Origin of the sequence: Streptomyces sp. NPDC001406, from assembly GCF_042895285.1 — a bacterium.
Lineage (GTDB): Bacteria > Actinomycetota > Actinomycetes > Streptomycetales > Streptomycetaceae > Streptomyces.
Window position 1 is genome coordinate 44621 of sequence record NZ_JBIAWG010000005.1, and the last position, 14307, is coordinate 58927.

Consider the following 14307-nt stretch of genomic DNA (forward strand, 5'->3'; position numbering starts at 1 on the left):
GCACGGGCCAGCCGACGCTCGGCCAGGACCCCCCGCTCCTCCATCCACGCCCGATGCTTCTCCAAGGCTTCCACGACCTCGTCGATGCCCTCGGCGCAGGCCGCGACCGTCAGCGCTCCGTCAGGCTTTCCACCAGTTCGTCCGCCGCACGGTACGGGTCCAGCTCCCCCGCCACGATGCGCTCCGCCAGCGCACCGAGGTGGCGGTCGCCGTGCAGGTCACCGATGCGCTCGCGCAGGGCCGTGACCGCAATCGTCTCGACCTCACGGGAGGCACGGGCCAGCCGACGCTCGGCCAGGACCCCCCGCTCCTCCATCCACGCCCGATGCTTCTCCAAGGCTTCCACGACCTCGTCGATGCCCTCGGCGCGCGCGGCGACCGTCTTGACGATCGGCGGGCGCCAGTCGCCGGGGCCGCGGGACTCGCCCAGACCGAGCATGTGGTTCAGTTCGCGGGCCGTGGCGTCGGCGCCGTCGCGGTCGGCCTTGTTGACCACGTACACATCGCCGATCTCCAGGATTCCGGCCTTGGCCGCCTGGATGCCGTCGCCCATCCCGGGCGCGAGGAGGACGACGCAGGTGTCGGCCTGGGAGGCGATCTCCACCTCCGACTGGCCCACGCCGACCGTCTCGACCAGGATCACGTCGCAGCCCGCCGCGTCCAGGACGCGGATCGCCTGCGGCGCCGACCAGGCCAGGCCGCCCAGATGGCCGCGGGTGGCCATGGACCGGATGTAGACGCCGGGGTCGGAGGCGTGCTCCGACATCCGGACGCGGTCACCGAGCAGGGCTCCGCCCGAGAAGGGCGACGACGGGTCGACGGCCAGGACGCCGACCCGTTTGCCCTGTTTGCGGTACGCGGTCACCAGCGCCGAGGTGGACGTCGACTTGCCGACGCCCGGGGAGCCGGTGAGACCGACGACGTAAGCGTTGCCGGTCAGTGGCGCGAGCGTCGCCATGACCTCCCTGAGCTGCGGGGACGCCCCCTCCACCAAGGAGATCAGCCGGGCCACGGCCCGCGGCCGGCCTTCCCTGGCCTGGGCCACCAGAGAGGAGACGTCCTGCATCACAGCTCCGTTCGCTTACGAGACGTACCGCTTGCTTGTCGTACGGGGACTCAGGCCTTGGGTACCCGGACGATCAGCGCGTCACCCTGACCGCCGCCACCGCACAGCGCGGCCGCGCCGACCCCGCCGCCGCGCCGCTTCAGCTCCAGCGCCAGGTGCAGCACGAGACGGGCACCGGACATACCGATCGGGTGCCCCAGGGCGATGGCGCCGCCATTGACATTCACCTTTTCGGTGGAGACGCCAAGGTCCTTCATTGACTGGACCGCGACCGCGGCGAACGCCTCGTTGATCTCGACGAGGTCCAGGTCGGAGACCTCCAGGCCGTCCTTCTTGAGGGCGTGCAGGATGGCGTTGGAGGGCTGGGACTGGAGCGAGTTGTCCGGGCCGGCCACGTTGCCGTGGGCGCCGATCTCCGCGATCCACTCCAGGCCGAGCTCCTGGGCCTTGGCCTTGCTCATCACGACCACGGCCGCCGCACCGTCCGAGATCTGCGAGGCGGTGCCGGCGGTGATCGTGCCGTCCCGGGTGAACGCCGGGCGCAGCTTGCCCAGGGACTCCACGGTCGTGTCGCCGCGGATGCCCTCGTCCTTGCTGAAGACGACCGGCTCGCCCTTGCGCTGCGGGATCTCGATCGGGGTGATCTCGGCCTCGAAGATGCCGTTCTTCTGCGCGGCGGCGGCGCGCTGGTGCGACAGGGCGGCGATCTCGTCCTGCTCGGGACGCTGGATGCCCAGACGCGTGTTGTGCTTCTCCGTGGACTCGCCCATGGCGATTCCCTCGAAGGAGTCGGTCAGACCGTCGTGCGCCATGCAGTCGAGCATCTCGATCGCCCCGTACTTGAAGCCCTCGCGGGACTTCGGCAGCAGGTGGGGCGCGTTGGTCATGGACTCCTGGCCGCCGGCGACCACGATGTCGAACTCACCGGCGCGGATCAGCTGGTCGGCCAGCGCGATCGCGTCGAGGCCGGACAGACACACCTTGTTGACGGTGAGCGCCGGGACGTTCATCGGGATGCCGGCCTTGACCGCGGCCTGGCGCGCCGGGATCTGCCCCGCCCCGGCCTGCAGCACCTGACCCATGATCACGTACTGCACCTGGTCGCCGCCGATCCCCGCACGGTCGAGGGCTGCCTTGATCGCGAAACCGCCGAGGTCGGCCCCGCTGAATGACTTGAGCGAGCCGAGCAACCGCCCCATCGGAGTGCGGGCACCCGCGACGATGACGGAGGTCGTGCTGTTCGTTCCTGACATGAGGTGCGATCCCCTTCCAGCTGCACAAAGCTGAGGAGTGAACGAGGGTTTACTTCGAATGTACTGAGCGGTACTGCACCCCGTCATCGGGCCGTCGGTGTGATCGCGCGCACGTTGCGTAACCACCTTCGGAGCGCTGCACTGAATCCATGCTGACGCGAATCGACCACATCGGGATCGCCTGTCATGACCTCGACGCGACCGTCGAGTTCTACCGGGCCACGTACGGCTTCGAGGTTTTCCACTCCGAGGTCAATGAGGAGCAGGGCGTACGCGAGGCCATGCTCAAGATCAACGATACGTCCGACGGCGGGGCTTCGTACCTCCAGCTGCTCGAACCGACCCGGGAGGACTCCACGGTCGCGAAGTGGCTGGCGAAGAACGGCGAGGGCGTCCACCACATCGCCTTCGGTACGGCGGATGTCGACGCCGACGCCGCGGACATCCGTGACAAGGGCGTACGCGTTCTGTACGAGGAGCCACGGCGCGGTTCCATGGGGTCGCGGATCACTTTCCTGCATCCCAAGGATTGCCACGGTGTCCTGACAGAACTGGTCACTTCGGCGCCTGTTGAGTCACCTGAGCACTGACCCTCGTACATAGGGGCCGGTAGGGTTGGGGGCGGTCGTCGCCACCACGCGGGCGGCCGCATGCCGGGGTCCGGGTTTCGGGGGGCGAGCGTCGGGCAGCAGAGCCCGTGCACCGCCGTTGATCTGACACCATTCTCCGGGGGCCCCGTTCGGCGGATGGACGGTGCTCGTTTGGACAGGCCTGCTACCAGGGGACGGATGGGACCGCGCAGTGCGGGGCTACGAGAGCCAGGAGCGAGAGCCGGCGGCTGACGTCGACCACCTCTCTCGGTTCGAGGCCGAGATGAAGCGGCTGAAGACCGAGCGGGAAAAGGCGATCCAGCACGCCGAGGACCTCGGCTACCAGGTCGAGGTGCTGCGCGCCAAGCTGCACGAGGCGCGGCGCACCATCATGTCCCGGCCCGCTTTCGACGGCGGTGACATCGGCTATCAGGCCGAGCAGCTGCTGCGGAACGCGCAGATGCAGGCCGACCAGCTGCGCATGGACGCCGAGCGCGAGCTGAGCCAGGCCCGCGCGCAGACCCAGCGCATCCTCCAGGAGCACGCCGAGCAGGCCGCCCGCCTGCAGGCCGAGCTGCACGCCGAGGCCGTGGCCCGCCGCCAGCAGCTGGACCAGGAGCTGGCCGAGCGCAGGCAGACCGTCGAGTCGCACGTCAACGAGAACGTGGCCTGGGCGGAGCAGCTGCGGGCCCGTACGGAGTCCCAGGCCCGCCGGCTGCTCGACGAGTCCCGTGCGGAGGCCGAGCAGGCCATGGCGGCCGCGCGTGCCGAGGCCGAGCGGCTGACCGACGAGGCCCGGCAGCGGCTGACGAGCGACGCCGAGTCGGCGCGCGCGGAGGCCGAGCAGCTGCTGCGCCGGGCCCGGACCGACGCCGAGCGCCTGCTGAACGCCGCGTCCACCCAGGCCCAGGAGGCCACCGACCACGCGGAGCAGCTGCGCAGCTCCACCGCGACGGAGTCGGACACCGCCCGCCGCCAGGCGAGCGAGCTGAGCCGGGCGGCCGAGCAGCGCATCGCGCAGGCCGACGAGGCGGTGCGCAAGGCGCAGTCCGAGGCCGAGAAGCTGGTCAACGAGGCCAAGGAGGCCGCCGCCAAGGCGCTGGCCACCGCGGAGTCGGCCAACGAGCAGCGCACCCGCACGGCGAAGGAGCAGGTCGCCCGGCTGGTCAGCGAGGCCACGAAGGAGGCCGAGTCCACCAAGGCGGACGCCGAGCAGATCGTCGCGGACGCCCGCGCCGAGGCCGAGAAGATCCTCGCCGAAGCCGGCGAGAAGGCCCGCAGCGTCACCGCCGAGGAGACCGCCTCCCAGCTGGGCAAGGCCGCGAAGACCGCCGAGGACGTCCTCGACAAGGCCTCGGAGGAGGCCCGGAAGACCACCAAGGCGGCCGGCGAGGAGGCCGAGCGGATCCGCCGTGAGGCGGAGGCCGAGGCCGACCGGCTGCGCGCCGAGGCGCACGACCTCGCCGAGCAGCTCAAGGGCGCGGCGAAGGACGACACCAAGGAGTACCGCGCCAAGACGGTCGAGCTGCAGGAGGAGGCGCGCCGGCTGCGCGGCGAGGCCGAGCAGCTGCGTGCCGACGCGATCGCCGAGGGCGAGAGCCTGCGTGCCGAGGCCCGGCGCGAGGCCGTGCAGCAGATCGAGGAGGCGGCCAAGTCCGCCGAGGAGCTGCTGTCCAAGGCGAAGGCCGACGCGGACGAGCTGCGGCAGAGCGCCACGACGGACAGCGAGAAGGTCCGTACGGAGGCCATCGAGCGCGCCACCACGCTGCGCCGGCAGGCCGAGGAGACCCTGGAGCGCACCCGCAAGGAGGCCGAGCGGCACCGCGCGGAGGCCGACGAGCAGGCCGAGGCGCTCAGGGAGGACGCCGAGCGGGCGGCGCGCGAGCTGCGGGACGAGACCGAGCGCGCGATGGAGGCCCGGCGGCTGGAGGCGGCCGACGAGCTGACCCGGCTGCACACCGAGGCCGAGGACCGGCTCACCTCCGCCGAGCAGTCGCTGTCCGACGCCCGCGACGAGGCCGCCCGCATCCGCCGGGAGGCCGCCGAGGAGACCGAGCGGCTGCGCACCGAGGCCGCCGAGCGCATCCGTACGCTCCAGCAGCAGGCGGAGGCCGAGGCCGAGCGGCTGCGCACCGAAGCGGCGGCGGACGCGTCCGCGTCCCGCGCGGAGGGCGAGAACGTCGCCGTACGCCTGCGCTCGGAGGCCGCGGCCGAGGCCGAGCGGCTGAAGTCGGAGGCCCAGGACACCGCCGACCGGGTACGGGCGGAGGCGCAGGCCGCCGCCGAGCGCCTCGGCACCGAGGCGTCCGAGACGCTGGCCGCCGCGCAGGAGGAGGCCGTCCGGCGCCGCCGCGAGGCCGAGGAACTGCTCAGCTCCGCCCGGCGGGAGGCCGACCAGGAGCGCGAACGGGCCCGCGAGCAGAGCGAGGAGCTGCTGGCCTCCGCACGCAACCGGGTGGAGGAGGCGCAGGCCGAGGCCGTCCGGCTGGTCGAGGAGGCCGACCGGCGCGCCACCGAGATGGTGTCGGCGGCCGAGCAGCACGCGCAGCAGGTCCGGGACTCCGTCGTCGGCCTGCACGAGCAGGCGCAGGAGGAGATCACCGGCCTGCGCTCCGCCGCCGAGCACGCGGCGGACCGTACGCGCCGGGAGGCCGAGGAGGAGGCGGACCGCGTCCGCGCCGACGCCTACGCCGAGCGGGAGCGGGCCGGCGAGGACGCGACCCGCGTACGGCGCGAGGCGAAGGAGGAGTCGGAGGCGGCCAAGAGCCTCGCCGAGCGCACGATGGCGGAGGCGATCGCCGAGTCCGAGCGGCTGCGTTCGGAAGCGGCGGCGCACGCCCAGCGGGTGCGGACGGAGGCGTCCGACACCATCGCCCAGGCGGACCAGGACGCGACGCGCACCCGGGCGGACGCCCGCGACGACGCCAATCGCATCCGCTCGGACGCGGCGACGCAGGCGGACACCCTCATCACCGAGGCGCGTTCCGAGGCGGAGCGGCTCCAGACGGAGACGATCGCGGAGGCCGACCGGGTTCGGGCGGAGGCCATCGCCAAGGCCGAGAAGCTGATCACGGACGCCACCGGGGACGCGGAGCGGCTGCGCGCCGAGGCCGCCGAGACGGTCGGCTCCGCCCAGCAGCACGCCGAGCGGGTCCGAGCCGAGTCCGAGCGGCTCAGGGCGGACGCGGAGGCGGCGGCCGAGCGGCTGGTCTCGTCCGCGCGCAAGGAGGCCGAGCGGACGCTGGACGAGGCCCGCAAGGACGCCAACAAGCGGCGCTCCGAGGCGGCCGAGCAGGTCGACACACTCATCACGGAGACCACGGCCGAGGCCGACAAGCTGCTCACCGAGGCGCAGCAGCAGGCGCTGCAGACCACCGCGGACGCCGAGTCGCAGGCGGACACCATGGTCGGCGCCGCCCGCAGCGAGGCGAAGCGCCTCGTCTCCGAGGCGACGGTCGAGGGCAACGGGATGGTGGAGAAGGCCCGTACGGACGCGGACGAGCTGCTCGTCGGCGCCCGCCGGGACGCCACCGCCATAAGGGAGCGCGCGGAGGAGCTGCGCGACCGCATCACCAGCGAGATCGAGGGGCTGCACGAGCGGGCCCGCCGCGAGGCCGCCGAGACCATGAAGTCCACCGGCGACCGCTGTGACGCGCTCATCAAGTCCGCCGAGGAGCAGCACGCCAAGGCGCAGGCGAAGGCCAAGGAGATCGTGTCGGAGGCCAACTCCGAGGCGGGCAAGGTCCGGATCGCCGCCGTGAAGAAGGCCGAGACGCTGCTCAAGGAGGCCGAGCAGAAGAAGGCCACGCTCGTCCGGGAGGCCGAGGAGCTCAAGGCCGAGGCGATCCGCGAGGCCAAGAAGACGGTCGAGGAGGGCAAGCGCGAGCTGGAGATCCTGGTGCGCCGCCGCGAGGACATCAACGCGGAGATCTCCCGTGTCCAGACCGTGCTGGAGGCGTTGACCTCATTCGAGGCGCCGAGCACGGGCAAGGACGGCGGCGTCAAGGCGGGGGCAACGATCGGGACGCCTCGTTCGGGTGGCAAGTCTTCGGATGACTAGCCGACCCCGTCGATTCCGTTGCCTTCTGGGGCCTTTGTCCGAGTCGTTGGCAAGCGCTGCGCGGGTTGACCACTCAAAAGAGGTGTCATTCTCCAGATCAAACACGTATCCGCTCGATGACACACCGCTTCGGCCCCTAGGATTCCACCTATCACCTCACCGGTCTCATTCGACAGGAACCCCATGAGCGACACTTCCCCCTACGGCTTCGAGCTAGTGCGGCGTGGGTACGACCGCGCTCAGGTGGACGAACGGATCTCCAAGCTCGTCTCCGACCGTGACAGCGCTCTCGCCCGCATCACCGCTCTGGAAAAGCGCATCGAGGAGCTCCACCTCGAGACACAGAACGCCCAGGCCCAGGTGACCGACGCCGAGCCGTCGTACGCCGGTCTCGGTGCGCGTGTCGAGAAGATCCTCCGCCTCGCCGAGGAGGAGGCCAAGGATCTGCGCGACGAGGCCCGGCGCGCGGCCGAGCAGCACCGCGAGCTCGCCGAGTCGGCGGCCCAGCAGGTCCGCAACGACGCGGAGTCGTTCGCCGCGGAGCGCAAGGCCAAGGCCGAGGACGAGGGCGTCCGGATCGTCGAGAAGGCCAAGAGCGACGCCTCTCAGCTGCGCTCCGACGCCCAGAAGGACGCGCAGTCGAAGCGCGAGGAGGCCGACGCCCTCTTCGAGGAGACCCGCGCCAAGGCCGCCCAGGCCGCGGCCGACTTCGAGACGAACCTCGCCAAGCGCCGCGAGCAGTCCGAGCGCGACCTGGCCTCGCGTCAGGCCAAGGCCGAGAAGCGTCTCGCCGAGATCGAGCACCGCGCCGAGCAGCTGCGTCTGGAGGCGGAGAAGCTGCGCACCGACGCCGAGCGCCGTGCCCGCCAGACGGTCGAGACGGCCCAGCGCCAGGCCGAGGACATCGTCGCCGACGCCAACGCCAAGGCCGACCGCATCCGCTCGGAATCCGAGCGCGAGCTGGCCGCTCTCACCAACCGCCGCGACTCCATCAACGCCCAGCTGACGAACGTCCGCGAGATGCTCGCCACGCTCACGGGCGCCGCGGTGGCCGCCGCCGGCTCCCCGGCCGAGGACGAGCCGATCTCCCGGGGTGTTCCGGCCCAGCAGTCCCGGTAACACCCGGCGTACGCCGACAGAACACAGCGAAGCCCTCTGCCGCTCCGGTGGCAGGGGGCTTCGTCCCGTCTTAGCGTGTCCGCATGATCGAGCTGGCGGGGCTGACCAAGCGGTACGGCGAGAAGGTCGCGGTCAACAATCTGACCTTCGCCGTGCGGCCGGGCATCGTCACGGGGTTTCTCGGGCCCAACGGCGCCGGGAAGTCCACGACCATGCGGATGATCCTCGGACTCGACCACCCCACCGCGGGCGACGTCCATATCGACGGCAAGCACTACGACCAGCTGAAGGACCCGCTGACGTACATCGGGGCGCTGCTCGAGGCGAAGGGGGTGCACGGCGGGCGGAGCGCGTTCAACCATCTGCTGTGCCTCGCGCAGAGCAACGGGATCCCCAGGAGCCGGGTGCACGAGGTGCTGGACACCGTGGGGCTCACGGCGGTGGCACGGAAGAAGGCCAAGGGGTTCTCGCTGGGGATGGGACAGCGGCTCGGCATCGCGGCCGCGCTGCTCGGTGATCCCCGGATCCTGATGTTCGACGAGCCGGTCAACGGGCTCGACCCCGAGGGCATCCACTGGATCCGCAACCTGATGAAGTCGCTGGCCGCGCAGGGCCGGACCGTGTTCGTCTCCAGCCACCTGATGAGCGAGATGGCGCTGACCGCCGACCACCTCGTGGTCATCGGTCAGGGGCGGCTGCTCGCGGACACCTCCATGGCCGACTTCATCCGGCAGAACTCGCGGTCGTACGTCCGGATCCGCACCCCGCAGCGCGAGCGGCTGCTCGATGCGCTGCACGAGGGCGGGATCACCGCCGTCGAGTCCGGCAGCGGGGCGCTGGAGGTGGACGGCGGCAAGGCCGAGCAGATCGGCGAGCTGGCCGCGCGAGGCGGGATCGTGCTGCACGAGCTGAGCCCGCAGCAGGCCTCCCTGGAGGAGGCGTTCATGCGGCTGACGGCGGAGTCGGTGGAGTACCACGCACACGCAGACACCGCCCCCGTCCAGCAGGACTGGGGCGCCGACTGGAAGGGGGCCTGAGCCGTGGTGGTCGCACAGGTCGTCCGGTCCGAGTGGACGAAGATCCGGTCCGTCGCGTCCACCGTGTGGACGCTGTCCCTCGCCGTGGTCGTCACCGTCGCCCTCGGCATGCTGATCTCGGCGCTGTCGAGGAGCCAGTTCGACAAGATGCCCGTCCGGGAACGGCTCTCCTTCGACCCCACCTTCATCAGCTTCGCGGGCATGACGCTCGGGCAGCTGGCGATGATCGTGTTCGGGGTGCTCGTCGTGTCGAACGAGTACAGCACCGGAATGATCCGCACCTCGCTGGCCGCCGTACCGCAGCGCGGCACCTTCCTGTTCAGCAAGATCGCGGTGGCCACCGGGCTCGCCCTGGCCGTCGGCATGGTCACCAGCTTCGCCGCCTTCTTCCTGGGGCAGGCGATGCTCGGCTCCCACCGGACGGGGATCGGCGACACCGGGGTGCTGCGGGCGGTCCTCGGCGGCGGGTTCTACATGACCCTCATCGCGATGTTCTCGATGGGCGTCGCCTCGATGCTGCGCTCGCCGATGCTGTCGCTCGGCATCCTGATGCCGTTCTTCTTCCTGATCTCCAACATCCTCGGCAACGTCGACGCGACCAAGAAGATCGGCCGGTTCCTGCCGGACCAGGCGGGCAGCCGGATCATGCAGGTGGTCCCCCGGGTCGACGACGACACCCCCTACGGCCCCTGGGGCGGGCTCGGGATCATGGTGCTGTGGGTGATCGCCGCGATCGCGGGCGGATACGTGCTGCTGAAGAAGCGCGACGCCTGACGCTTTACTTCTCCTTGGGCGGAACCGTCAGCGCCCGGTTATCCTCCTAACCCTTACGGGGGCGTGTGCCCCGCTGTCCTGAACCTTTCGATGGGTGCGGAGCATGATCGAGGCTGTCGGCCTGACCAAGCGCTACGGCGACAAGACCGCCGTGTACAACCTTTCCTTCCAGGTGCGGCCCGGAGCCGTCACCGGCTTCCTCGGGCCGAACGGCTCGGGCAAGTCGACGACCATGCGGATGATCCTGGGACTGGACAACCCGACCGCGGGCACGGTGACGATCGGCGGTTACCCGTACCGCAGGCTGCCCAACGCCCCCCGCCAGGTCGGCGCGCTGCTGGACGCCAAGGCCGTGCACGGCGGCCGGCACGCCCGCAACCACCTGCTGTGCCTGGCCCAGCTGTCGGGCATCCCGGCCCGGCGGGTGGACGAGGTGCTCGGGGTCGTCGGCCTCCAGGACGTGGCGAAGAAGCGGTCCAAGGGCTTCTCGCTCGGCATGGGGCAGCGGCTCGGCATCGCGGCCGCGTTGCTCGGCGACCCGCAGGTGCTGCTGTTCGACGAGCCGGTCAACGGCCTCGACCCCGAGGGCATCCTCTGGGTGCGCAATCTGATGAAGGCGCTGGCGGCGGAGGGACGGACCGTGTTCGTCTCCAGCCACCTGATGAGCGAGATGGCGCTGACCGCCGACCACCTCATCGTCATCGGGCGCGGACAGTTGCTCGCCGACATGAGCATCAAGGACTTCATCTCGGCGAACTCGGCCGACTTCGCGCGCGTTCGGACGCCCGACACCGAGCCCCAGTTGCGCGAGAAGCTGACCTCCGCGCTCACCGAGGCGGGCGGGCATGTGATGCCGGAGCAGGACGGGGCGCTGCGTGTCACGGGACTCGCGCTCCCCCGCATCAGTGACCTGGCGCACGAGGCCGACGTACGGCTGTGGGAGCTGTCGCCGCACCAGGCATCGCTGGAGGAGGCGTACATGCGGATGACGCAGGGCGCCGTCGACTACCGCTCGACCGTCGACCAGAAGGCCGGCCTCCAGCAGCCGCTGCCGCCCGGCGCCCAGCCGCCGATGCCGGTACCGGGCCAGGGCCAGCCGGGCTGGTACGCCCCGCCGCCGCCCCAGCAGGGCGGCGGGCCGTTCGCCCCGCCGCAGGGCCAGGCGGCGCCGGGCGCGGCGCCCGCGGGGCCCTACGGCGCTCCCGCCGGGGCCCCCGGTGCCGGACAGCCCAACCCGTACGCGCAGCCCGCCGCGGCGGCGCCCCAGCCGCCCGCGGCCCCGGCCCCGTCTGCCGCTGCCGCTGCCGAATCGTCACCGCAGCCGGCCGCCGCTCCCGCCACCGCCGACCTGACCAAGCCCGAGGACGCCCGATGAGCACGCACCAGCCCCCGATGCCGCAGGCAGCCGCAGCCGCGCCGAACTGGCAGGCGGCGCCCGGCGGGCAGTACCCCGGTTACACCTCGCCGATCCCGGTGGTGCGCACCCACCTCGGCCATGCGCTGGCCTCCGAGTGGACGAAGATCAAGTCGGTGCGTTCGACGATGTGGACGCTCGGTGTGTTCGTGGTCCTCGTCGTCGGCATCGGCCTGCTCGCCGGTGCGGTGGTCAGCAACTCCTCCTCGGACCTGTCGGGCGAGAACCCGCTGAGCCTGGGCTTCTTCGGACTGCTCCTGGGCAGCATGTGCATCATCACGCTCGGCGTGCTGACCACGGCCTCGGAGTACGGGACGGGGATGATCCGTACGACGATGACCGCCTGCCCCAGCCGCGGGCGGGTGCTCGCGGCCAAGGCGATCGTGTTCTTCCTCGTCGCCTTCGTGGTCACGCTCGCGGCCGCGTCGTTCGTCGCCATGGTCCAGGCGTCCATGCTGGAAGGAAACGGCGCGCGCACCCCGTCCGGCGGGGAATGGCTCAAGGGCACCGTCGGCATCAGCCTCTACATCGCCCTGCTCGGCCTGCTCTCGCTGGTCGTCGGCTCGATCATCCGGCACTCGGCGGGCGCCATCACCATCATGATCGGTGCCGTCCTGGCCCCGCTGGTGATCGCGCTGTTCATGTTCTCCTCGTCGCTGGAGAAGGTGCGCGAGGCCCTGTTCGAGTACTCGATCCCCAACCAGCTGAGCGTCTTCTACTCCAACTCCCTCAGCGACAAGGGCCCGTCCGGCTGGGACCCGCTGTGGATCATCGTGGGCGTGACGGCCGTCGCGTTCGGCGGAGCCCTTGCGCTGCTGCAGAAGCGGGACGTGTAGGTCGTACGGAGCTGTACGAAGCTCAGAATCTCGGCGCGTTACGGGACCGCTGCACCCGCGTGGTGCGGCGGTCCTTCGCGTTCCAGCAGGCCTTGTGCCAGTGCCGGCGGTCGTCGACGCCGGCGTGTTCCGGCCAGGCCACGACGTGCGGGACGCCGGAGGGGATCACCTGGTCGCAGCCGGGGCAGCGGTATGTCTTGCCCTCCGCGCTCGCCCCGGCCACATGGCGCACGTACCACTCCTCCCCCTGCCAGCACTCCGTGGACTGCCAGCCGCCGTAGCGGCCGCCGCCCTCCTCCTCGGCGCTCCGACCGGACGAGCCAGCTCCCTTGGCTCGGTTGCGACGCGGGGACACGGGACACCTCTCGGGGCTATACAGGAAGCACGGGCTGTGTCCAGCCTACGCGGCGCGGACAGGGGTACGCGTAGGGAACCAACCCGCACAAGTCCCTCTCCAGGGCGACCCGTTCTGCAGACAATCCGGAAATCTCTTCGCGAGGCCGTGTCCTCGGCACGTGTCGGACGGTTATGCCGGGTGGGGGAGCTCCGCGTCGGAGCCAAGGAAGCAGGAAAAGAACGATGCGCGTCGGAAGTTTTGTGCTGGCGGCCCAGTTCCCGGGCCAAGGCCAGGGGGAGGCCCTGCACCGGGCGGTCCGCTCGGCGGAGGTCGCCGAGGAGGCGGGGCTGGACACCGTCTGGCTCGGCGAACACCACTTCGTGCCGTACGGCACCTGTCCATCGGCGGTCACCCTGGCCGCCCTGCTGCTGGGGCGCACCCAGCGCATCCGGGTCGGCACGGCCGTCAGCGTACTGCCCACCGTCCACCCGGTCGCCCTCGGCGAGCAGGCCGCGCTGCTGCATGTGACGAGCGGCGGGCGCTTCACCCTCGGCCTGGGGCGCGGCGGGCCGTGGGTGGACCTGGAGGTGTTCGGCTCCGGCCTCGGTGCGTACGAGCACGGGTTCCCGGAATCACTCGATCTGCTGGTGCGCTGGCTGCGCGAACCGGCGGTCGCGGCCGCGGGGGAACGGTTCTCCTTCCGTGAGGTCCCCGTCGTACCCCGCCCGTCGGAGGCGCTGACGGACACCCCGGGTCCCGAGGTCGTCGTCGCCTGCACCTCGCCGGCGAGCGTACGGCTGGCGGCCGAGCGCGGGCTGCCGATGCTGCTCGGCATGCACATCGGGGACGAGGAGAAGGCCGAGATGGTCGCCCTGTGGCGGCAGCACGCGCGCGCGGCGGGACGGCCCACGGACGAGATCCTCGGCGCGGCCCATGTCTCGGCGGGCGTCTGCCAGATCGCGGACCGGCGCACCGACGCGGCGGAGACGCTGCTGAAGGCCATGCCGGGCTGGCTGAAGCAGGGCCTGGAGGCCCATGTGACGGTGGACGGCCGGCAGCGCGCGATGCGCGATCCGCTGGCGTACACCGAACTGCTCTGCGGACTGCACCCGGTGGGCACCCCGCGGCTGTGCGCCGACCGGCTCGCGGCGACCTCGGAGCGAACCGGCATCACCCGGTTCGCCCTGATGGTCGAGGGTTCGGGCGACCTGGCGGCGACGGAGGAGAACGTTCGGCGGCTCGGTGCGGAGGTACTCCCCGGCCTCCGCTGAACGAACCGTCCGTCGCGCAGGTCAACACCCTTGCCACGCAGAGAGCTTGCCGCCCCTGTACCGATTGCACCTCCCGCGTGTGGAGCGGCAAGCAAGCGGCTCACTGCGTGAGCGGTCCCGGAGCTCCGCGTCAGCAGTCCCGGAGCTCCGGGGACTGGTTCAGCAGCTGACTGCGCACCGAGGTGAAGCGGGCCAGCGTCTCGTCGACCGAGGCGTCCAGCGGGAACACCGCCACCCGGTGGCAGTTCTGGAAGGCCAGCCGCACACCGAAGTGCCGCTGCAGCGCCCCGCGTATGGCGTCACTCGCGAGCGCGCGGAGCAGCTGGCCCCGTGCCTGCTCGTCCGGCGGGGGCGTCTGGTTGTCGGCGAACTGTCCGCCGTCCACCTTCAGCTGGGCCACCAGGGAGCTGATCATCTCCCATGCATAGGGCAGGGAGGTCCGGACGCAGTCGACGAAGGCAGCTTCGTCGACCTCGCCTCGCTCGGCCTGTTCGAGTAGGGCCGGTGAGACGTCGAGCGACATGGGTTCTCCTCTCGCACCCCCGACGAA

Annotated in this window: 12 protein-coding genes; 8 read left to right on the forward strand and 4 right to left on the reverse strand. The window is 71.3% G+C overall.

What is annotated here, in order from left to right; all coding sequences use genetic code 11:
* Positions 1-109: 109 nt before the first annotated feature.
* Complete coding sequence (gene meaB, locus ACFY1J_RS13230) at positions 110-1066, reverse strand: methylmalonyl Co-A mutase-associated GTPase MeaB (protein WP_390708942.1); 957 nt, start codon at positions 1064-1066, stop codon at positions 110-112.
* 50 nt (positions 1067-1116) lie between these two features.
* Positions 1117-2319, reverse strand: coding sequence for an acetyl-CoA C-acetyltransferase (locus tag ACFY1J_RS13235; protein WP_390708941.1), 1203 nt, complete (start codon positions 2317-2319; stop codon positions 1117-1119).
* 149 nt (positions 2320-2468) lie between these two features.
* On the opposite strand from ACFY1J_RS13235, the gene mce reads away from it, so the two are divergent.
* From mce to ACFY1J_RS13270, 7 genes are all read left to right on the forward strand, one after another.
* A complete protein-coding gene (mce, locus tag ACFY1J_RS13240) occupies positions 2469-2909 on the forward strand; it encodes a methylmalonyl-CoA epimerase (RefSeq protein ID WP_363294302.1) in 441 nt (146 codons plus the stop codon).
* 211 nt (positions 2910-3120) lie between these two features.
* The gene (gene scy / locus ACFY1J_RS13245; protein WP_390708940.1) at positions 3121-6969 is read left to right on the forward strand and encodes a polarized growth protein Scy; all 3849 of its coding nucleotides are present in this window, start codon (positions 3121-3123) and stop codon (positions 6967-6969) included.
* A gap of 183 nt (positions 6970-7152) precedes the next feature.
* Positions 7153-8088 carry a cellulose-binding protein gene (locus ACFY1J_RS13250; RefSeq protein WP_363294300.1) on the forward strand — a complete coding sequence of 312 codons (936 nt, stop codon included), beginning with the start codon at positions 7153-7155 and terminating at the stop codon, positions 8086-8088.
* A gap of 83 nt (positions 8089-8171) precedes the next feature.
* Positions 8172-9125, forward strand: a complete 954-nt coding sequence (locus ACFY1J_RS13255; protein WP_390708939.1) for an ABC transporter ATP-binding protein — start codon at positions 8172-8174, stop codon at positions 9123-9125.
* Positions 9126-9128: 3 nt separating this feature from the next.
* Positions 9129-9899, forward strand: a complete 771-nt coding sequence (locus tag ACFY1J_RS13260) for an ABC transporter permease (RefSeq protein WP_390708938.1) — start codon at positions 9129-9131, stop codon at positions 9897-9899.
* Positions 9900-10002: 103 nt separating this feature from the next.
* Entirely contained in the window at positions 10003-11274 is a 1272-nt protein-coding gene (locus ACFY1J_RS13265; protein ID WP_390731240.1) for an ABC transporter ATP-binding protein, read from the forward strand.
* Positions 11271-12149 (forward strand): ABC transporter permease, encoded by an 879-nt coding sequence (locus ACFY1J_RS13270; protein WP_390708936.1) that lies wholly within the window; start codon positions 11271-11273, stop codon positions 12147-12149. Before ACFY1J_RS13265 ends, ACFY1J_RS13270 begins: the two co-directional genes overlap by 4 nt.
* A gap of 22 nt (positions 12150-12171) precedes the next feature.
* Here ACFY1J_RS13270 and ACFY1J_RS13275 read toward each other — a convergent pair whose 3' ends face one another.
* Entirely contained in the window at positions 12172-12504 is a 333-nt protein-coding gene (locus tag ACFY1J_RS13275) for an ATP/GTP-binding protein (protein WP_390708935.1), read from the reverse strand.
* A 224-nt stretch (positions 12505-12728) separates the two neighbouring features.
* Here ACFY1J_RS13275 and ACFY1J_RS13280 point away from each other — a divergent pair, with 224 nt between their 5' ends.
* The gene (locus ACFY1J_RS13280) at positions 12729-13757 is read left to right on the forward strand and encodes an LLM class flavin-dependent oxidoreductase (protein WP_390708934.1); all 1029 of its coding nucleotides are present in this window, start codon (positions 12729-12731) and stop codon (positions 13755-13757) included.
* A 130-nt stretch (positions 13758-13887) separates the two neighbouring features.
* Here ACFY1J_RS13280 and ACFY1J_RS13285 read toward each other — a convergent pair whose 3' ends face one another.
* A complete protein-coding gene (locus ACFY1J_RS13285; protein WP_351350219.1) occupies positions 13888-14280 on the reverse strand; it encodes an SCO5389 family protein in 393 nt (130 codons plus the stop codon).
* Positions 14281-14307 lie beyond the last annotated feature (27 nt).